We start from the raw sequence: 19,818 nt of genomic DNA on the forward strand, positions 1-19,818 counted from the left end.
TATTTCTGGAGAAGAATCATGTTTAATTTAAGCAAGACAGCGTTGTTCTGTCTGTTACTGCTATGGATGCCCACCCTTTGGGCGGCAGACAGCGGCTGGTTGGTCAGCCCACAAAACTCACATGCTAAGGTGCGGATTTATGCCGACCCCTCAACGAGCGGTGCAACCCGCCTGTTACTTTCCGTTCAACTGGATAAAGGCTGGAAAACTTACTGGCGCTCACCGGGTGAAGGGGGCATTGCACCAACCATTGCCTGGAGCACACCTCTTGACGCGGTAAAATGGTACTGGCCTGTACCACAACGATTTGATGTTTCTGGTATTTCTACCCAGGGCTATCACGAGCAGGTCATGCTGCCGATCGTCATTTCCGCTAAGGCACCTCAAACGCTAAATGGCATCTTGACCCTATCGACCTGTAGCAATGTCTGCATTTTGACGGACTACCCGTTTAGCCTCGATCTTTCCTCACCGTTAAGCGACGAAAACCAACAACAATTCCAACACGATTTTGCCCAAGCGATGGGGCAGGTACCCATTGCCAATGCCTTGACCCAACAGATCCAAGCTGGTTTTGGTCATGGTGAGGTGCAAATTCTGGCGGTACGTGACGAAGGTTGGCAACAGCCCGAATTGTTCTTCGATACCTTGGCGGACGTGGATTTCGGCAAACCGCGGGTCAGCGTACAGGGTAATCAGCTCTCGGTGCGGGTTCCTGCGACCGATGGTTGGGGGGAGGGCGTGGGGGATCTCCGTGGTAAACCCCTGACAATGGTGATTACTGACGCAGGTCTGGCGCAAGAGGCCACGGTGACCATTGGGCAAGCGCTCACTTTACCGCAATCCTCCCCCCGTTTTTGGTCTTGGATAGTGATGGCGCTGGCGGGCGGATTTATTCTTAATCTGATGCCTTGTGTGCTTCCGGTTCTTGCAATGAAACTGGGGTCGATTTTGCAGACCGGGCAGCAAACCCGCCGTCAGATTCGTTGGCAGTTTCTGGCATCGTCTGCTGGAATTGTGACTTCGTTTTGGTTGTTGGCACTACTGATGACCGCCTTGCGCTTAGGTAATCATGCCCTTGGCTGGGGAATTCAGTTCCAAAGCCCTTGGTTTATCGGCTTTATGGTGCTGGTTACCGCACTCTTTACGGCCAATCTGTTCGGCTTGTTCGAGATCAATCTCTCCTCATCGCTCAATAGTCGTATTGCTGCGCCTCGTGTAGAGAACGCGGGGGCTCGCGGTTTGGCCGGCCACTTTGGACAGGGCGCATTGGCGACGCTACTGGCAACCCCGTGTTCCGCGCCATTCCTGGGGACGGCGGTAGCCTTTGCGCTGGCCGCCCCTTTACCGGCGCTATGGGGCATATTTACCGCCCTGGGGGTTGGCATGAGCCTGCCGTGGTTGGCGGTGGCGCTATGGCCTAAATTAGTGCTGTTTTTGCCCCGCCCCGGTCGTTGGATGAATCGCCTGCGCATCGGGATGGGGGGGCTGATGCTGGCATCAAGTCTGTGGTTACTGAGCCTGATGGTGAGCCATGTTGGCCTACAACTGGTGATAGTGATTACCGGAGTGTTGCTGTTAACGCTATTGCTGGCTATTGGCTGGCGTTATGGCGTGCGTGTTGCAGCAATCGTCAGCTTAATCGGGGTGTTGATTATCGGCGGATTACTGTTGGCAGGTTCGTTGACGGCTAATCTGTGGCGCAAACCGCTACATGACAACATCCCGTGGCAGCCATTAACTGAATCTGCCATTAAGGAAGCGCTGGTGGAGCATAAGCGGGTGTTTGTCGATGTCACTGCCGATTGGTGCGTGACCTGTAAAGTTAACAAAATACACGTCCTGATGCGTGACGATGTGCAGCAGGCATTGCAAGCGCCTGACGTGGTGGCGTTACGCGGTGACTGGACACGGCCTTCTGCTGATATTACTGAGTTTTTGCGCCAGCGCGGCAGTGTCGCAATCCCATTTAATCAAATTTATGGGCCACAACAACCGCAGGGTGTGGTGCTCTCACCACTGTTGGACAGTGACGTGTTATTAAAAATTTTGGCCGATGCTAAAGGAAATAAAGAATGAAAATTATCATGGTTGTGTTGTTAACGCTGATCTCGACGCCACTCTGGGCGGCTGCGCCTTTTACACCGGAGCAGGAAGTGCGGATTAAAGCCTTAATCCGTGAAACGCTGGTCGCCAACCCAGATATTCTTGAGCAATCCATCAATGCCTTGCAACAGCAAGCTAATGAAGCGCAAGGGCAGCAAATGGATCAATTTATCGAAGCCAATAAACAAGTGCTATTCCAAGACCCCGGCAGCCCCCGTTTCGGGGCTACAATGCCAGCCCTGACATTGGTTTCATTTACCGATTACAACTGCCCATTTTGTAAAACCTTTGATCCCTTGCTGGAAAAAATCGTGAAAGCGTACCCGCAGGTGGCGGTGGTGATAAAACCGCTGCCGTTTAAAGGGGAAAGCTCAATGACCAGTGCGCGGTTGGCACTGACGCTGTGGCAACAACATCCGAACCAATTTCTGCCATTCCATCAGCGCTTGATGGCGAAAAAAGGTTTCCACGATGCTGACAGTATTGCCGCGGCGCAGAAAAAGACCGGTGTTACGCCAGTAGCGCTAAGCGAGCAGAGCTTGAATGTGCTACGTACCAACCTGAAGTTAGCGGATCAACTGGGTATCGAGGGCACACCAGCCACCTTGATTGGTAATCAGATAATTCCAGGTGCTATTTCCTATGAGCAACTGGAGGAGATAGTGAAGCAGCAACTGGCTAAGGCGGGTAAATGAGTCGCTTGAAGCGGTGGGGTAAAGAGCTGGTTATTTTACTGGCGCTGGTCACGGTGGTCTCTTTGGCGATGGATTGGTTGCGTAGCCCGCAGGTACCGGCTAATTGGAGCGATATGTCGTTGCAAACTCTGGCGGGCCAAACTGTCTCGTTAAAGGCGATGAGCCAGGAAAAACCGTTGCTTATCTATTTTTGGGCAACATGGTGCGGTGTGTGTAAATTCACCAGCCCCAGTGTCAATCAAATGGTGCAGGAGGGTGAGAATGTGATGACAGTGGCGCTGCGTTCCGGTGAAGCACCACAGCTTGAGCGCTGGTTGGCGAAGAAGGATTACCGGTTGCCGGTGATAAATGACCCACGCGGTGAGTTGTCTGCGCAGTGGCAAGTCGGTGTTACACCGACGTTAGTGATCCTCTATCAAGGCCAGATGGTACAAAACACCAGCGGATGGACCAGCTATTGGGGTATGAAACTGCGTTTATGGCTGGCCTCGTTCTAAGGTAACTGTCTAGTAAAGTCTACAGGGAACCGCACACCAACAGTTTGACTCAGTCTGACTGTTGGTCGTGCGTTTTTTGATTGATTTTATGCCTGGCACTGACGAATCGCCGCACTTAATCTGGCTATTCCTTGGCTAATCAGCTCGGGTGAATTAGCGGCAAAATTCAAGCGCAAGGTAAATTCGCCTTGTGATTCTTGGGGGTAAAACCCGCCGCCTTTAGCAAAAGTGACCCCCGCCTGCCACGCCAGCGGCATCAATTGAGTCATTGGTACGTTTGCTGGCAATTGTAGCCAGATAAATAATCCCCCGTCAGGAACCTCAAATTGGCAGCCGAGCGGCAGCGTCTGCTGGAGGGCATCGACCATGGCATCACGGTGCTGGCGGTACAAACGGCAAGCCCGACGGAGCTGTTTGTCATAACGCCCAACAGTGACAAAGGCATCCAACGCCCGTTGGATCAGGTTCGAACTGGTAAAACTGTCAACATGCTTTAAGCGCGCCAGTTGAATGTAATGGGGCGCGTCTGCCACCAGATAACCAATGCGCATGCTGGGTAGTAACATTTTGGAAAAAGTACTGACATAGATAACTTCACCTGTTGCTGCCAGTGAACGCAGCGAAGGCAGCTTTTTGCCGCTGTAACGCAAGTCGCCCACATAATCATCTTCCAGTATTGGCACCCCAGCGGTTCTGGCTATTTGCACTAACTGATGGCGGCGCTCTTCACTCATACAGCGTCCGGTGGGGTTATTAAAGTTGGGAATGCAATAGATAAGCTTCGGTTGATGTCTGGCTAATAGCGCAGGCAGGGTAGCCAGATTCATACCTTGTTGGTCGCTTGGCAGGGTAATAATATTCACTTTATGCAGGCGGAACAGGGCTAATGCTTCGGCATAAGTGGGTTCTTCTACCAGCACGCTATCGCCTGGGGCCAACAGTGATTGGCTGATCAAACTGATGGCATGTTGCGAACCATTGGTTATCAACAGTTGCTCTGGCCGGGTAGGAATACCTTGTGCGGATAGAATGCGGCTGAGTGTATCGCGCAATGGATAATAGCCGCAGTAATCGCCGTAACTGAATGCTTCTTCAGCATGGCGGCGCAGAATTGAATGCAAGATCTGGCGGAATTCATCCAATGGGAAAATTTTGGGGCTACCGATGCCAGCGGCAAAATTGATGGTATCTGGCGGTAAGGGGATATCGGCATACCCGTCCAGCCGTGAGGTGACAGTGGTAAAACGGTCCAGCGGGAACTCACCATGTAGCCGTGGATGCGGATGGCTTGGCGGTGGTGAGAGGTGACAGACATAGGCACCGCTACCACGACGTTGTTGTAATAACCCCTTAGCCGCCAGTTCGGCATAGGCATTATCCACGGTGAGGCGGCTCACTGATAATTCTGCTGCCAAGGTGCGGGTTGAAGGCAGTTTGTCGCCATCGGCAAACACCCCACTGAGGATAGCACGGCGCAATGCCTCTTCGATTTGTAGATACAGTGGAATGTCTTGCTGACGATCTAACGGAATATGCATGTCTCACCGGCCAGAAGTGGCTCACTGTGGATAATGTATTGTCACTATACTCAAGCTTAACAAGGCTTCAAGAGGAAAAAAGTGGCCTGTATCAATCAGCAGGAAAGTGGCTCTGGTAGCAGAGAACATGGGGGGTACAATCGCTATCTGATCACTATCGTGAAAGTAGTTATGAGGTTGTTATGGCGATTCCGGCAAATTTATTCCCATCAGCATTTGGCTCTATCGGGGCGGGCAGAGGCGGGTTTAGTGGCAAACGACAAGGCTATCTGCTGGCGATCATTAGTGCCATGTTGTTGGGTTTTACCGGCATCATAATTCGTATCCTCACGGCGCATTATCATCTACCCACTTCGGTATTAGCTTTCTGGCGGGCTGCACTGGTCGCCGTGGTGTTATTGCCTATTTTACTTCTGACCAAACCGGAATGGGCCAAATTACGTGGGTGCCAGCTAAAGTTCTATACTGCATATGGCTTATTGCTGGCGGTCTTTAATGGGCTGTGGACTGAATCTGTTGCTTTAAACGGTGCGTCGATCTCCACCATTCTGGTCTATTGTTCAATCGGTTTTACCGTGTTTCTCGGCTGGATTTTCTATAACGAATATATGGGCTGGCGTGAATTATTGGTTATGGTGATCAGCCTGTTGGGCTGTTTCTTAGTCAGCGATGGCCTGAATATTACTGGTTCAGACTTTAATTTTGTTGGCCTCTTTATCGGATTAGCCTCTGGTATTGGTTACAGCTTTTATACTCTGGCGGGGCGCATTGCGACCGAACGCCGTTATCCGGTCTGGAACACTATCCTGTATGTTTTTGGTTTCTCCGCTATCTACCAACTGATATTTAATCAGTTATTGCTGTGGTTCCCGCTGCCAGGGTTACAGCAAATGGTGGGTGATCTATTCTTCTTATCTCATAGGGCTGATGGTATTCAATGGTCTGGTTGGGGGCTATTGTTAATTTTAGCCGCCGGACCAACATTACTGGGGTTTGGCCTGTTTAATCTCAGTTTGAAAACACTGCCTTTGGCGGTGGCCAGCCTACTATTAACGCTGGAACTGGTCTTCACTGCGGTGATTGCATATTTCTTGTTGGGGGAAACGCTCTCTCCCTCCCAATTGCTGGGCAGCGCACTGGTATTACTGGGCGTGCTGATGTTGCATCGTAAAGATAAGGTCCAAACAGAAATGATGGCGGTTAGCGCGGAATAAAAGAAATGTATGGGGTAGCAGCGCAGCCTATACGCCGCTACCTTATTTTTACTGCGCCGCCGAGCGCCGCAATGGAGTGCGCAGGCGTTGAGCTAAGATCACTCCCGCCAGTGTGATACCCCCGCCAATCAGGTGATAGCTGTGTAATTGCTCATGAAGGAAGGCCACGGCAATAATGGCGGTAAATACCGGTGTCAGATTCATAAATATTGATGCGGTATTTGCACCTAAACGCATCACACCGTGGATCCATAAATAAGGCGCAATAATTGAGGCCGGGATACCAGCAAATAGCACCAATGGGATATTCTGCGCCGTCAGTTGCACATCTGAGGCCATCAGGAAATTAGGTAACAACAGCACCACGCCGAAAACGATCTGCATATAAAGGGACTGCCAGTTCGGTAATTGAATCGCCCAGCGTTTGGTCAATACACCATACAGCGCATAGGATGCCGATGCGCCGAACATCATCAATTCGCCTTTGCCAATACCATGTTGCAACAGTTGTGCTGGGTTACCTGCACTTACCAACCACACCAGCCCACCTAATGACAGCACGCTACCTAATGCAATACCGACCGTGGGGGCGACACGTAACACCACAATGCTAATAAGCACGGTCAGCAAGGGAATTAACGAACTGAGAATCCCCATAAATAGGGCGCTAACACTGTGAGCTGCGTAGTACGCCAGGCTTTGGTACAGCACCATGCCCAGCATCCCTAATATCATCAATTTCCACCAATAAATGCGGATTGCCTGCCAGTTGCGGATAACACCCAGCAGTAAAAATGGCGTTAACGTTAGCAACGCCAGTACCCAGCGATAAAACGAGATGGCGGCGGGATCAATTGCGGTGGCAGAGACCTTACTGACCACGGCATTGATTGACCAGATGATCACCGCGAACAGGGGGAATAGCATATTCATGATAATAATTCTCATCTAAATAATATGTGACGTAGTCTACAGTTGTCTGATTTATTCTATATACTGAAAACCAGACAATTATTGCTGTGATTAAGACAATCTCGGCAGGAATTCTTTTTCACAGGAGATAGTTCACCATGGCTGAGCCTTCTTTCCCGGTGGTAGCAACGACCGTGCCACTGAGCCTTTCCTTTCGTTGCGAGGCCTTTAATGCCAATACTGAGTTTTTGCCGCATACCCATCCTTATGGGCAGTTGATCTGCGTAAAGTCAGGCGTAGTAGCAATGAGTATTGGGGGGCAGCGCTTTCTGGCACCTGCTGAATTCAGTGTCTGGATACCAGCCGGCATGGAGCACTCCAGCTATAACCGCAAGCCGACGCAATTTCGTGCTATTGATATTGCACCTGCACTTTGTAAGGAATTACCGGTATCAGCTTGCCTGATTAATGTCAGCCCGATCTTTAATGCCATTGTGGAAGACTGTTTCTCCCGTGGTGTATTGATGCCGGAAAGTGAGCAAGATATGCGCTTAGCCCACGTATTGATCGATCAACTCAGAATGTCACCGGTACAGCGCACCTACTTGCCTACCTCGCAGGATAAATTACTGTCACCTATTCTGACGGCGCTAGAACGTTGCCCGGCGGATAATACCTCACTGGCGCAGTGGGCCAAGCGGGTCTATACCACCGAGCGGACGTTATCGCGCCGCTGCCAGCAAGAACTGGGCATGGCCTTCAGTGAATGGCGTCAGCGGTTGCGTTTTTTGCACGCTATCTCGTTGTTAGAGCAAGGGAAAACCGTGCAAAGCATCGCACTGGATGTCGGGTATAGTTCAGCATCGGCTTTTATCGCCATGTTCCAGCAAATTGCAGGGACTACGCCGGAGCGTTTTCGTCGCAACAATCCCCTTCATCCTTGACGCCGCAGGGGTGTTGGCTATGCTCACGCACCCGAATCACTGACGGGAGTCAGCTCATCGGGATTTATTCGCTTGCCGCCTACCTGCAACACCAATGATTTTGGGGATCGTCTTTATGCTTGACGCCGCAGGGGTGTTGGCTATGCTCACGCACCCGAATCACTGACGTGAGTCAGCTCATCGGGATTTATTCGCTTGCCGCCTACCTGCAACGCCAATGATTTTGGGGATCGTCTTTATGCTTGACGCCGCAGGGGGTTGGCTGCAACTCCAACTTCTTTGGGTATATACTAAGTCCCTGCTTTTCATCTATAGGGCAGTAAGCTGCCGGAGAACAAAGTGAAAATCCTGGTTGATGAGAATATGCCGTACGCGGATGTGCTATTCCGGCGTTTAGGTGAGGTACAGGCAGTGCCGGGGCGACCAATTCCTCGTGAAGCACTGATTGGTGCAGATGCGCTGATGGTGCGATCGGTCACCAAAGTGAATGAGGCCTTGCTGCAAGGCACGTCAATTGGCTTTGTGGGTACAGCAACTGCCGGTACCGACCATGTCGATGATAACTGGCTACAGCAACAAGGAATTGGTTTCTCTGCGGCCCCCGGCTGTAACGCCATTGCGGTTGTGGAATATGTTTTTTCTGCACTGATGATGATGGCTGAACGCGATGGTTTCCAATTGCGTGACAAAACCGTCGGCATTGTTGGGGTGGGGAATGTCGGGGCCAGATTGAATGCCCGGCTACAAGCCTTGGGGGTGCGTACTCTGTTGTGTGATCCGCCACGGGCAGACAGGGGTGATAATGACACCTTCTGGCCGCTGGAAAAACTGGTGCGAGAGGCAGATGTCCTCACTTTCCATACACCGTTGAATAAAACCGGCCCTTATCAAAGTCTGCACATGGCGGACGATGAATTACTGGCAGCCCTGCCGGATGGCCGCATTCTGATTAATGCCTGTCGCGGAGCGGTGGTGGATAACGCTGCGCTGCTTCATGCGTTGGAGAAAGGCAAGAAACTCAGTGTGGTATTGGATGTGTGGGAACCGGAGCCAGAGTTATCTTTGCCGCTGTTAGGGCGGATTGATATCGGGACACCGCATATTGCCGGCTATACGCTGGAGGGCAAAGCGCGCGGTACCACACAAGTATTTGAAGCTTTTAGTCAACATCTGGGGCAGCCGCAGTCGGTAGAGCTAGCCTCCTTGTTGCCTCAACCGGAGTTTAGCCACTTGAGGCTGAACGGTGAGTTGGATGAAGGCAAATTAAAACGATTGATGCACTTAGTGTATGATGTGCGCCGCGATGATGCACCGCTGCGCCATGTTGCCGGCATCCTCGGTGAGTTTGATCGGCTGCGCAAGCACTATCAGGAGCGGCGCGAGTGGTCATCGCTCTGCGTGCAATGCGATAATGTGGCCAGTGCCGAACTGTTGCAGAAATTAGGCTTTAGTACACAGTTATTATAAGCCCGGTATAAACTTTAATTTATTGATTGTCAGGCGGTTTTTTTACCACCTTTCTATTTCAATCGATCTTAGTATCTGAATGAACCCTTGTAATTTAATGAACGTTAGTGGAGAAAACCAACATGTCTGACGGCTGGAATATTGCTCTGTTAGGAGCAACGGGCGCAGTAGGTGAAGCTTTGCTGGAGCTGTTAAATGAGCGCCAGTTCCCGGTTGGTGAATTGTATCCTCTGGCCAGCGAACGCAGCGCCGGTGCGTCTGTGCGCTTTAATGGTAAAAGTTTGCTGGTGGAAAATGTTGCTGAATTTGACTGGTCTCAGGTGCAGTTAGCTTTCTTTGTTGCCGGGCGCGAAGCCTCACAGCAATACGCTGAAGAGGCGGCGAATGCAGGTTGTCTGGTTATTGACAGCAGTGGCCTGTTCGCGATGGAACCGGACGTACCGCTGGTGGTGCCAAGTGTAAATCCTCAGGTGCTGGCAGAATATCGCAATCGCAATATTGTGGCCGTGGCCGATAGCCTGACCAGCCAGTTGCTGACTGCGATTAAACCACTGACGGAACAGGCTGGGTTGTCCCGCTTGCATGTCACTGCGCTGATTTCAGCCTCCGCTCACGGCAAGGCTGCTGTGGACGATCTGGCCGGTCAAAGCGCCAAGCTGTTAAATGGCATTCCTGCTGAGCCAAGTATCTTCGCCAAGCAACTGGCATTTAACGTATTACCGCTGCTGGCTGATGAAGAGGGCAGTGTGCGTGAAGAACGCCGTTTGGTTGATCAGGTGCGTAAAGTATTACAAGACGAGGGTCTGCCTATCTCGGTGAGTTGCATTCAATCACCGGTATTTTACGGTCAGGCACAAGTGGTTCATCTGGAAGCTTTGCGCCCGATCTCCGCAGATGAGGCGCGCGGCGAACTGGAAAATTGTGAAGATATCCAATTATCTGAAGAGGATGATTATCCAACACAGGTTAGCGATGCCTCGGGCAGTGAGGTGCTGAGTATTGGTTGTGTGCGTAACGACTACGGCATTCCTGAAGTGTTGCAGTTCTGGTCAGTGGCCGACAACATCCGTTTTGGTGGCGCATTGATGGCGATTGAAACGGCGGAGCGCCTGTTGCAGGAGCAACTATACTGATGTCCGAACTTGAGTTGGCTCAGCAACAAGACGTCGTGGCTGAAACGGCCAGTATAAAAATTGCGCTGGGTATTGAATATAACGGCAGCCGCTATTTTGGTTGGCAACGCCAGTTAGAGGTTGCCAGTGTGCAGGCTTGCCTGGAGGCCGCTTTATCGAAAGTAGCCAATGAACCCATCGGTGTATTTTGTGCTGGGCGCACTGATGCTGGCGTACATGCCACCGGGCAGGTGGTGCATTTTGTCACCACGGCGGTGCGTAAAGATGCCGCCTGGACTATGGGGGTTAATAGTCATTTACCTTCAGATATCGCCGTGCGTTGGATAAAAACAGTGGATGATGATTTTCATGCCCGTTTCAGCGCAACCGCCCGCCGTTATCGCTATATTATTTTTAACCATCGCTATCGCCCGGCGGTTTTGGCGCAAGGGGTAACCCATTGCTACCTGCCGCTGGATGCGGAAAAAATGGAACACGCTGCGCAATGTTTACTCGGCGAGAATGATTTTACCTCATTTCGCGCGATACAGTGCCAGTCTCGTACGCCATGGCGAAATGTAAAACATGTCAAAGTTACCCGACATGCCGCGTATATCGTGGTAGATATCAAGGCCAACGCTTTTGTCCATCATATGGTGCGTAATATTGTTGGTAGCCTGATTGAGATTGGGTGTGGTAATCAGGATGTCAACTGGATGGCCGAGTTGCTGGCACTGAAAGACCGATCACGTGCTGCGGCAACGGCGAAAGCCGAGGGGTTGTATTTAGTCTCTGTTGATTATCCTGAACGCTTTGCTCTACCAATGGCGCCAATGGGGCCACTCTTTTTGGCAGATGACTGATTTCTCTACATTGATGAGTGAGCTCGCCTCGGGCTAAGGAATACCTAAGGAAGTTCAGTTAACCTCACTCAATCAAAGCATAGGTATGTTTACCACTCGAGAGTATTTATGGAATTTATACGTTTCGTTATTGATTTTATTTTGCATATTGATGTTCATCTGGCGGAGCTGGTAGCGCAGTATGGGATTTGGGTTTACGCCATTTTATTCCTGATCTTATTCTGTGAAACCGGTCTGGTGGTGACGCCGCTCCTGCCGGGGGATTCTTTGTTGTTTGTGGCCGGGGCGCTGGCATCATTACCTTCCAATGATATTAACGTACACGTTATGGTGGCATTGATGGTTACCGCCGCTATTTTGGGCGATGCCGTTAACTACACCATTGGTCGGGTGTTCGGCGAGAAACTATTCAGTAACCCAGATTCAAAAATTTTCCGCCGCAGTTATCTGGAAAAAACCCATCAGTTCTACGAAAAGCATGGCGGTAAAGCGATTGTTTTGGCACGTTTTGTCCCGATTATCCGCACTTTCGCGCCGTTCGTCGCCGGAATGGGGAAAATGTCTTATCGCCACTTTGCGGCTTATAACGTGATTGGGGCGTTGGTATGGGTGCTGTTATTCACCTATGCTGGTTATCTGTTTGGTAACGTACCTATCGTGCAGAACAATCTGAAATTGCTAATTGTTGCCATTATTGTGGTGTCAATTTTGCCGGGTGTATTTGAGGTTTGGCGGCATCGGCGCGCGCAATCACGCCAAAAAAATCAGTAAAAACGTTACCTAAGCCGTGGGTTCGACCAGTTTTTTATCTACACTGTCGAGCCAATATGGTTTAATGAGTAACATTTATGGTCTGTTCCTGCGGACAACCCGAGTTCCAGTGCCTTAGCCACGTTGTCATGGCGTGTATCTCAGGCATTTTTTATTGGGATGTTTTCAGGGAGATGGTTAAAGCATGAACAGCGGACTGGCAACAGCCAGGTTCAAACAGAAAGGTCATCGATGAGCTGGATTGAACGAATTCTTAACAAAAGCAATATTACACAAACCCGTAAAGCGAGTATTCCTGAAGGGGTGTGGACTAAATGTGACAGTTGCGGTCAGGTGCTTTACCGTGCCGAGTTAGAGCGTAATCTGGAAGTTTGTCCTAAGTGTGATCACCACATGCGTATGACAGCCCGTTCACGGTTACATATGCTACTGGATGCAGGCAGTGAAGTTGAATTGGGTAGCGAACTGGAGCCGAAGGATATCCTGAAATTTAAGGATTCCAAGAAGTATAAAGATCGCATTTCTGCTGCACAAAAAGACACGGGTGAGAAAGATGCCTTGGTTGCCATGAAAGGAACCTTGCAGGGCATGCCTATTGTTGCCGCTTCATTTGAATTTGCCTTTATGGGTGGGTCAATGGCGTCAGTGGTAGGTGCTCGTTTTGTGCGTGCGGTTGAGCAGGCGCTGGAAGATAATTGCCCGTTGGTGTGCTTCTCTTCCAGTGGTGGTGCTCGTATGCAGGAAGCATTGATGTCACTGATGCAGATGGCAAAAACCAGTGCTGCTTTGGCTAAAATGCAAGAGCGTGGCTTGCCGTACATTTCTGTGCTGACAGACCCTACCATGGGTGGCGTCTCCGCCAGTCTGGCAATGTTGGGTGATATCAATATCGCAGAACCTAAAGCCTTGATCGGTTTTGCTGGTCCACGGGTTATTGAGCAAACTGTTCGGGAAAAACTGCCGCCGGGCTTCCAGCGCAGTGAGTTCTTGATTGAAAAAGGCGCTATCGACATGATCGTTCGTCGCCCGGTGATGCGCCAGACAATTGCCAGTATCTTGTCTAAATTAACGCATCAGCCACAACCTAGTGTGATTGAGAGCAAAGCCGATACTGCACAGGCGGATAATCAGGCCGAAGCCTGATTACTCACGCGGGCATCACCCTGATAAGGTGATGCCCGGTTGTTGTGCATGGTCGCAACTTAAGCTTTATAGCTTTAAAAAAGAAAATATTTACCCAAAATAATTCGAGTTGCAGGAAGGCGGCAATTGAGTGACAACTTGGTTGTAAACCATGTTGAACATCGCTGCTTGCAGCGGCCTCGCAGAGGCGAGGCCCATGGATGGGCCGAGCAACGAAAGCAGTCAATGCACATGCAGCTTGAAGTCTGATGGGTATAAAGGCCAGTGACGGGACTCATGAAAAACCATCAAATCCCCAAAGCCACGTCGCCTTTGGCCGCGTGGCTTTACTATCTTGAACGTTTGCACTCTCAACCAATCGAGTTGGGTCTGGAACGTGTTAAACAGGTTGCTGAGCGTTTGGATCTGCTTAAACCTGCCCCAAAAGTCTTTACCGTTGCTGGTACCAATGGCAAAGGCACCACCTGTTGTACCCTGGAATCAATCTTACTTGCGGCGGGTCTGCGGGTCGGGGTTTACAGCTCACCTCACCTTTTGCGCTATACCGAGCGAGTTCGTATTCAGGGGCAGGAATTGTCTGAGGCTGAACACAGCCACTCTTTTGCTCAAATTGAAGCCGGGCGCGCGGGTATCTCCCTGACTTACTTCGAATTTGGCACCTTATCAGCGCTGCAATTATTTAAGCAGGCTAAGCTTGATGTAGTGATTCTGGAAGTGGGGTTGGGTGGGCGTTTGGATGCGACCAATATAGTCGATTCTGATGTTGCGGCTATTACCAGTATTGCCATAGACCATACTGACTGGTTGGGCTTCGATCGAGAAAGCATTGGCCGCGAGAAAGCCGGTGTTTTCCGTGCGGGGAAACCTGCCGTGGTTGGCGAACCTGATATGCCGCAGTCGATTGCCGATGTTGCTGCGCAATTGGGGTCACAACTGTATCGCCGTGATGACGCATGGTGGTTCAGCCAACAGGCACCATTTGATCAACAAAGAAATAGCTGGGATTGGCAGTGTGGTAACCATCAGTGGGCCAATTTGCCTTTACCAAACGTACCTTTGGCAAATGCGGCGACAGCTTTGGCCGTATTGCACTATTCCGGCCTGCCTTTAAGCGATGAGGTTATTCGCCAGGGCTTGTTGGCTGCCAGTTTGCCGGGGCGTTTTCAGGTTGTCAGTGAGCAGCCGCTGCTGATTTTGGATGTAGCCCATAACCCGCATGCAGCACGTTATCTCACTGACAGGCTGGCTCGATTACCGAAACACGGTAAAGTACGGGCAGTGGTCGGCATGCTATCAGATAAAGATATTGGCGGGACGCTGGCCTGTTTATCTGAACAAGTTGATGAATGGTATTGTGCGCCGCTTGAAGGGCCGCGTGGGGCGACTGCGGAGCAATTAGCCGAGCATCTGGTGCTATCACGCCAGTTTAGCGATGTAGAAACGGCCTGGCGTCAGGCGATGCAGGATGCGGAACCACAGGATGTGGTTATTGTCTGTGGTTCTTTCCATACTGTCGCTCATGTGATGGCTGTATTGGATTTATGACAGCTTGAATTTGTGACAACTTGAGTTTATCAAGGCATTGAATTGGGGAGTGCGAGTGGCAAGTAAGTTCCAGAACCGTTTAGTCGGGACCATAATTCTGGTGGCGTTAGGCGTGATTGTACTGCCGGGGCTACTGGATGGTAAAAAGAAGCATTATGAGGATGAGTTTGCGGCTATCCCATTAGTGCCAAAACCAGGCGATAGTCAGGAGATCGATGCGGTTGCTCCGGTCAGTCAACCTCTGCCTATCGCTCCACCAGAAGGTGCGGCGCAAGCCGTGGATGTCCCTAAAGATGATTCCGCCTCTCAGGCTGCTAATGATGCCGGTAACCTTTCGTCTGAACCGACTATCGTGGCACCGCCAGTGATACCAAGTAAGCCGGTTGAGGTGAAACCTGTTGAGAAGAAACCGGTTGAGGTCAAACCGGTACCGGTAGAGAAGAAACCGCAGGAAGTGAAACCTAAACCTGAGGTTCAAGCTGAGGTTAAGCCGGACGTTCAGCCACAAGTCAAACCGACCACAGAAGAAAAAGCACCGGTAGGGCAGGCTTATGTCGTCCAACTGGGCGCGTTGAAAAACGCCGCTAAAGTGAATGAAATCGTGGCGACGCTGCGCTTGTCAGGTCATCGGGCGTTTACGGTGCCTGCAACGCCAGTTCAGGGCCAGATAACCCGCGTGTATGTCGGGCCAGATGCGTCAAAACAAAAATTGCAATCTGCGCTGCCGGAGCTTAATTCATTAAGTGGTCTGAATGGGCAAGTTAAGCCCTACGGCACGGCGCGTTAAGGTTTATGCCGAGCGTTAAGATATCAGTGTGTATGGGGTTTTTGAGCTAAGTTTGTGCGGCGATTGTTGTTTTTAAAATCGCCGCACTTTAATTTGTCGTGGGTAAGAATTCCCCTACGCAAACGTTTTCTTTTTCTGTTAGAATTCGCCGCGAACAGGATGCAGCGGCGATTTCGTCATTGGAATAGCCATGGTCTGGATTGATTACGTCATTATAGGGATTATCGGATTTTCTGCGTTAGTCAGCTTAATCCGGGGTTTTGTCCGTGAAGCATTGTCACTTGTAACATGGGGGTGTGCGTTTTTTGTTGCCAGCCATTTTTACACTTACCTTGCTGTCTACTTCACGCGTTTTGAAGATGAAGTAGTTCGCAACGGAATTGCCATCGGCATTTTGTTCATCGCGACATTGATCGTCGGGGCTATTGTTAACTATGTGATTAGTTCGTTGGTTGAACGTACTGGGTTATCAGGAACTGACCGGGTGCTGGGTGTCTGTTTTGGCGCGCTGCGAGGTGTTCTGATAGTCTCTGCCATGTTGTTCTTTCTGGATACGTTTACTGGCTTTTCACAGAGTGTTGACTGGAAACAGTCACAATTGATCCCGCAGTTCAGTTATATAATCAGGTGGTTCTTTGACTACCTGCAGAGCACGTCGAGTTTCTTACCGAATCAATTACCGATTCGGAGCGGCTTATGAGGAAAAGACAACATGTGCGGTATTGTCGGTATCGCCGGTTTTGCACCGGTAAACCAGTCGATTTATGATGCGCTGACGGTGCTTCAGCACCGAGGCCAGGATGCTGCGGGCATCGTTACCATTGATGCCCATAATGGGTTCCGGCTGCGTAAAGCAAACGGCTTGGTGAAGGATGTATTTGAAACCCGGCATATGCTGCGCTTACAGGGGAATATGGGTATTGGCCATGTTCGTTACCCGACGGCTGGCAGTTCTAGTGCTTCCGAGGCTCAGCCTTTCTACGTTAACTCACCGTTTGGCATCACTCTGGCTCATAACGGTAATCTGACTAACGCTCACCAACTGAGAAAGGAATTATTCGAAGTTTCTCGCCGTCATGTGAACACCACTTCTGACTCAGAAATTCTGCTGAATATTTTTGCCAGTGAATTAGACCGTTTTCAACATTATCCGTTGGAGTCAGACAATATTTTTGCCGCTGTTGCTGCAACGCATCAGTTGATCCGTGGGGCATATGCTTGCGTCGCGATGATTATCGGCCATGGTATGGTTGCGTTCCGTGACCCTAACGGCATTCGTCCGTTGGTTATGGGTAAGCGCGCTTTGGCTGACGGCCGCAATGAATATATGGTCGCTTCTGAAAGTGTGGCACTGGATACTCTTGGTTTTGAATTCCTGCGTGATGTTGCACCAGGCGAGGCCGTGTATATCACGGAAAAAGGCCAGTTGTTCACCCGCCAGTGTGCTGAAAATCCGAAATATAATCCGTGCTTGTTTGAGTATGTTTATTTTGCTCGCCCAGACTCCTTTATGGATAAAATTTCTGTTTACAGTGCGCGCGTGCGCATGGGGCAGAAGTTGGGTGCCAAAATTGCCAAACAGTGGGAAGACCTGGATATTGACGTTGTCATTCCTATCCCGGAAACCTCTTGCGATATCGCGCTGGAAATCGCCCGTATTCTGGATAAACCGTACCGTCAGGGGTTTGTGAAAAACCGTTATGTTGGCCGTACCTTTATCATGCCTGGTCAACAGGAACGTCGTAAATCAGTGCGCCGTAAACTCAATGCCAACCGCGCAGAGTTCCGTGATAAGAACGTCTTATTAGTAGATGACTCTATCGTGCGTGGCACAACGTCGGAACAAATTGTCGAGATGGCGCGTGAGGCTGGGGCGAAGAAGGTCTATTTCGCCTCTGCTGCACCGGAAATTCGTTTCCCGAATGTGTATGGCATTGATATGCCAAGTGCGAACGAATTGATTGCCCATGGTCGTGAAGTGGATGAAATCCGCCAGTTGATTGGTGCCGATGCACTGATTTTCCAGGATCTTAGCGATCTTATCGAGGCAGTACGCGAAGATAACCCAGACATCATCCAGTTTGAGTGCTCGGTCTTTAACGGCGTTTACGTGACTAAAGATGTCGATCAAAGCTATCTGGAATATCTTGAGTCGTTACGTAACGATGATGCGCAGGCATTACGTAATCATAACGAAGCCGAGAATCTGGAGATGCATAACGAAGGGTAATACCTGTCATCTTTCACGTTGCAGATGTGTTGGCCTCGGCCAATTCACGCTGCATCTTGAAATTTATTCGGTATATTCAGTAATCGGCAGCGTATGAATCAAAAAGGTGCAACCAGCGTTCCGGCGCGGTGCACCTTTTTTGTTATCTACCCGAGGGCCTTGAGAATTGTGGCAAAACGGGGCCAATAACTTGCTAATCCGCACTTGATACGGCAAAGTCTGGCGATATTTCTTTATGTTATGCTCATTCTATAAGGCATAACGTCAGCGCGAGGCGGTACCCCATGAAACGACTTATTATCGGCATTAGCGGTGCCAGCGGTGCCATTTATGGTGTACGGCTATTACAGGTGCTACAACATGTCGAGGGCGTGGAAACCCATCTTATTCTCAGTAATGCGGCGCGCCAAACGCTGGCGTTGGAAACTGAGCTCAGCGTGAAGGATGTGCAGGCACTGGCCGATGTTGTACATGACTCACGTGACATTGCTGCTTGTATCTCATCTGGGTCATTCAAAACCTGTGGCATGGTCATTTTGCCTTGTTCAATCAAAACGTTATCTGGCATTGTCCATAGCTATACCGACGGTTTGCTGACCCGCGCTGCTGATGTGATCTTAAAAGAGCGCCGCCCCTTGGTGTTGGGTGTGCGCGAAACCCCGTTGCATTTAGGGCATTTACGCCTGATGGTACAAGCCGCTGAGCTGGGCGCGATCATTATGCCGCCGATGCCTGCGTTTTATCATCGACCACAAACCATTCAAGATATTATTGATCAGACCGTTAATCGGGTTATCGATCAATTTGATATCGAACTACCTGAAGACCTGTTTACGCGTTGGCAAGGTAGTAATTAACATTTTTCCCTTAATTGATACATTTGTGCAACATCGCACTGAAATGGGGCGGATAATGCACCACAATGATCCTGTTTGAGAAGGTGTGTCAGGGGATGCGTTCCGTATTCGATTTTTGCGTACAACTTGATGCTGGTATTTAGCGGTGATCGTGCTAATTAAGCAGTAGTGAAATTAGCTTTATCGCCAGATGATTACTGGCACGATTACTGCAAATTGGTTTATGAACGCTCTGGGTTGTACGGAAAACTAACGCACTTTATGGCATCGAAAATCAATTTGAGGGTTATGTATGAATAAGAAGATCTTGGTTCTTCCGCTAGTATTAGCATTGGCTGCTGCCAGCAGTGCTTTTGCTGCCATTCCTAAAGATGTCAAAATTGGTACTGATCCAACTTATGCTCCTTTTGAGTCCAAAAATGCCAGTGGTGAATTGGTAGGTTTTGATATCGATATAGCAAAAGAGTTATGTAAACGTATCGATACCAAATGTACTTTTGTTGAAAGTGACTTCGATGCATTAATCCCATCGCTCAAAGCTAAAAAAATCGATGCCATTATCTCCTCACTCTCCATTACTGAAAAACGCCAAAAAGAGATTGCTTTCACCGACAAGCTCTACGCGGCCAATGCCCGTTTAATTGCCACCAAAGGCAGTAAAATCGAGCCTACATTAGTGGCCTTGAAAGGCAAACGTGTTGGGGTGTTGCAAGGCTCTACTCAGGAAGCATTTGCCAATGCTGAGTGGCAGCCAAAAGGTATTGATGTAGTTGCTTATCAAAATCAGGATCTGATTTATGCTGACTTGGCCTCGGGGCGCATTGATGCGGCTTTCCAGGATGAAGTTGCAGGCAGTGAAGGTTTCCTGAAACAAGAGGCGGGTAAAGGTTATGCTTTCGCCGGTCCATCAGTAAAAAATGATCAATTCTTTGGCGTAGGTACCGGTATGGGCTTGCGTAAAGATGATGCAGAACTGAAAGCGGCGCTGGATAAAGCCTTTGCAGAAATGCGCAAAGATGGCACTTACGACAAGCTGGCGAAGAAATATTTCGATTTTGATGTTTACGGCGGTTAATCACCTTTGCCGTTAAGGCCCCAGCCAAAAATGGTTGGGGCCTCTACATGCAATTAAACATA

At 49.9% G+C, this 19,818-nt stretch carries 18 protein-coding genes; 16 read left to right on the plus strand and 2 right to left on the minus strand.

Translation table 11 applies throughout. The features are described from left to right. Nucleotides 1-18: 18 nt before the first annotated feature. From EL015_RS06965 to EL015_RS06975, 3 genes are read left to right on the plus strand one after another with little or no spacing between them, the layout of a single operon-like run. Nucleotides 19-2,079 carry a protein-disulfide reductase DsbD family protein gene (locus tag EL015_RS06965; RefSeq protein ID WP_005183402.1) on the plus strand — a complete coding sequence of 687 codons (2,061 nt, stop codon included), beginning with the start codon at nucleotides 19-21 and terminating at the stop codon, nucleotides 2,077-2,079. Beyond that, entirely contained in the window at nucleotides 2,076-2,801 is a 726-nt protein-coding gene (locus EL015_RS06970) for a DsbA family protein (protein WP_032905914.1), read from the plus strand. The genes EL015_RS06965 and EL015_RS06970 overlap by 4 nt, the downstream gene beginning before the upstream one ends. After that, nucleotides 2,798-3,298, plus strand: a complete 501-nt coding sequence (locus EL015_RS06975) for a protein disulfide oxidoreductase (RefSeq protein WP_032905913.1) — start codon at nucleotides 2,798-2,800, stop codon at nucleotides 3,296-3,298. Before EL015_RS06970 ends, EL015_RS06975 begins: the two co-directional genes overlap by 4 nt. Before the next feature lie 86 nt (nucleotides 3,299-3,384). Here EL015_RS06975 and pdxR read toward each other — a convergent pair whose 3' ends face one another. Continuing rightward, nucleotides 3,385-4,836 carry a MocR-like pyridoxine biosynthesis transcription factor PdxR gene (pdxR, locus tag EL015_RS06980; protein ID WP_005183389.1) on the minus strand — a complete coding sequence of 484 codons (1,452 nt, stop codon included), beginning with the start codon at nucleotides 4,834-4,836 and terminating at the stop codon, nucleotides 3,385-3,387. Between the two features lie 182 nt (nucleotides 4,837-5,018). Here pdxR and EL015_RS06985 point away from each other — a divergent pair, with 182 nt between their 5' ends. Continuing rightward, nucleotides 5,019-6,050, plus strand: coding sequence for a DMT family transporter (locus EL015_RS06985; RefSeq protein WP_005183386.1), 1,032 nt, complete (start codon nucleotides 5,019-5,021; stop codon nucleotides 6,048-6,050). Between the two features lie 48 nt (nucleotides 6,051-6,098). On the opposite strand, the gene EL015_RS06990 is transcribed toward EL015_RS06985, so the two are convergent. Further along, nucleotides 6,099-6,983 (minus strand): DMT family transporter, encoded by an 885-nt coding sequence (locus EL015_RS06990; RefSeq protein WP_032905912.1) that lies wholly within the window; start codon nucleotides 6,981-6,983, stop codon nucleotides 6,099-6,101. Nucleotides 6,984-7,120: 137 nt separating this feature from the next. On the opposite strand from EL015_RS06990, the gene EL015_RS06995 reads away from it, so the two are divergent. The 12 genes from EL015_RS06995 (at nucleotide 7,121) to hisJ (ending at nucleotide 19,756) form a co-directional block, all read left to right on the plus strand. After that, the gene (locus tag EL015_RS06995) at nucleotides 7,121-7,906 is read left to right on the plus strand and encodes an AraC family transcriptional regulator (RefSeq protein ID WP_005183380.1); all 786 of its coding nucleotides are present in this window, start codon (nucleotides 7,121-7,123) and stop codon (nucleotides 7,904-7,906) included. 339 nt (nucleotides 7,907-8,245) lie between these two features. Next, the gene (gene pdxB, locus EL015_RS07000) at nucleotides 8,246-9,373 is read left to right on the plus strand and encodes a 4-phosphoerythronate dehydrogenase PdxB (RefSeq protein ID WP_005183376.1); all 1,128 of its coding nucleotides are present in this window, start codon (nucleotides 8,246-8,248) and stop codon (nucleotides 9,371-9,373) included. A 122-nt stretch (nucleotides 9,374-9,495) separates the two neighbouring features. Further along, on the plus strand, nucleotides 9,496-10,506 hold the full coding sequence (locus tag EL015_RS07005) for an aspartate-semialdehyde dehydrogenase (protein WP_032905911.1): 1,011 nt from the start codon (nucleotides 9,496-9,498) through the stop codon (nucleotides 10,504-10,506). Further along, a complete protein-coding gene (truA, locus tag EL015_RS07010) occupies nucleotides 10,506-11,348 on the plus strand; it encodes a tRNA pseudouridine(38-40) synthase TruA (protein ID WP_072103907.1) in 843 nt (280 codons plus the stop codon). The genes EL015_RS07005 and truA overlap by 1 nt, the downstream gene beginning before the upstream one ends. 108 nt (nucleotides 11,349-11,456) lie before the next feature. Beyond that, nucleotides 11,457-12,119 (plus strand): DedA family protein, encoded by a 663-nt coding sequence (locus EL015_RS07015; RefSeq protein ID WP_005183372.1) that lies wholly within the window; start codon nucleotides 11,457-11,459, stop codon nucleotides 12,117-12,119. A 231-nt stretch (nucleotides 12,120-12,350) separates the two neighbouring features. Next, nucleotides 12,351-13,262 (plus strand): acetyl-CoA carboxylase, carboxyltransferase subunit beta, encoded by a 912-nt coding sequence (gene accD / locus EL015_RS07020; protein ID WP_005183370.1) that lies wholly within the window; start codon nucleotides 12,351-12,353, stop codon nucleotides 13,260-13,262. A 276-nt stretch (nucleotides 13,263-13,538) separates the two neighbouring features. Next, nucleotides 13,539-14,807, plus strand: coding sequence for a bifunctional tetrahydrofolate synthase/dihydrofolate synthase (gene folC / locus EL015_RS07025; protein ID WP_005192696.1), 1,269 nt, complete (start codon nucleotides 13,539-13,541; stop codon nucleotides 14,805-14,807). A gap of 55 nt (nucleotides 14,808-14,862) precedes the next feature. Continuing rightward, on the plus strand, nucleotides 14,863-15,594 hold the full coding sequence (dedD, locus tag EL015_RS07030; RefSeq protein ID WP_032907952.1) for a cell division protein DedD: 732 nt from the start codon (nucleotides 14,863-14,865) through the stop codon (nucleotides 15,592-15,594). A 190-nt stretch (nucleotides 15,595-15,784) separates the two neighbouring features. After that, the gene (cvpA, locus tag EL015_RS07035; protein WP_005192693.1) at nucleotides 15,785-16,294 is read left to right on the plus strand and encodes a colicin V production protein; all 510 of its coding nucleotides are present in this window, start codon (nucleotides 15,785-15,787) and stop codon (nucleotides 16,292-16,294) included. A 12-nt stretch (nucleotides 16,295-16,306) separates the two neighbouring features. Next, nucleotides 16,307-17,824: an amidophosphoribosyltransferase gene (gene purF, locus EL015_RS07040; protein ID WP_005192691.1), complete on the plus strand. Its 1,518-nt coding sequence runs from the start codon at nucleotides 16,307-16,309 to the stop codon at nucleotides 17,822-17,824. A gap of 284 nt (nucleotides 17,825-18,108) precedes the next feature. Next, nucleotides 18,109-18,681 (plus strand): UbiX family flavin prenyltransferase, encoded by a 573-nt coding sequence (locus EL015_RS07045; RefSeq protein WP_005192689.1) that lies wholly within the window; start codon nucleotides 18,109-18,111, stop codon nucleotides 18,679-18,681. A 292-nt stretch (nucleotides 18,682-18,973) separates the two neighbouring features. Next, nucleotides 18,974-19,756, plus strand: coding sequence for a histidine ABC transporter substrate-binding protein HisJ (gene hisJ, locus EL015_RS07050; protein ID WP_005192687.1), 783 nt, complete (start codon nucleotides 18,974-18,976; stop codon nucleotides 19,754-19,756). The last annotated feature ends 62 nt before the right edge of the window (nucleotides 19,757-19,818 follow it).

The organism is Yersinia intermedia, from assembly GCF_900635455.1.
GTDB classification, from domain to species: Bacteria; Pseudomonadota; Gammaproteobacteria; order Enterobacterales; family Enterobacteriaceae; genus Yersinia; species Yersinia intermedia.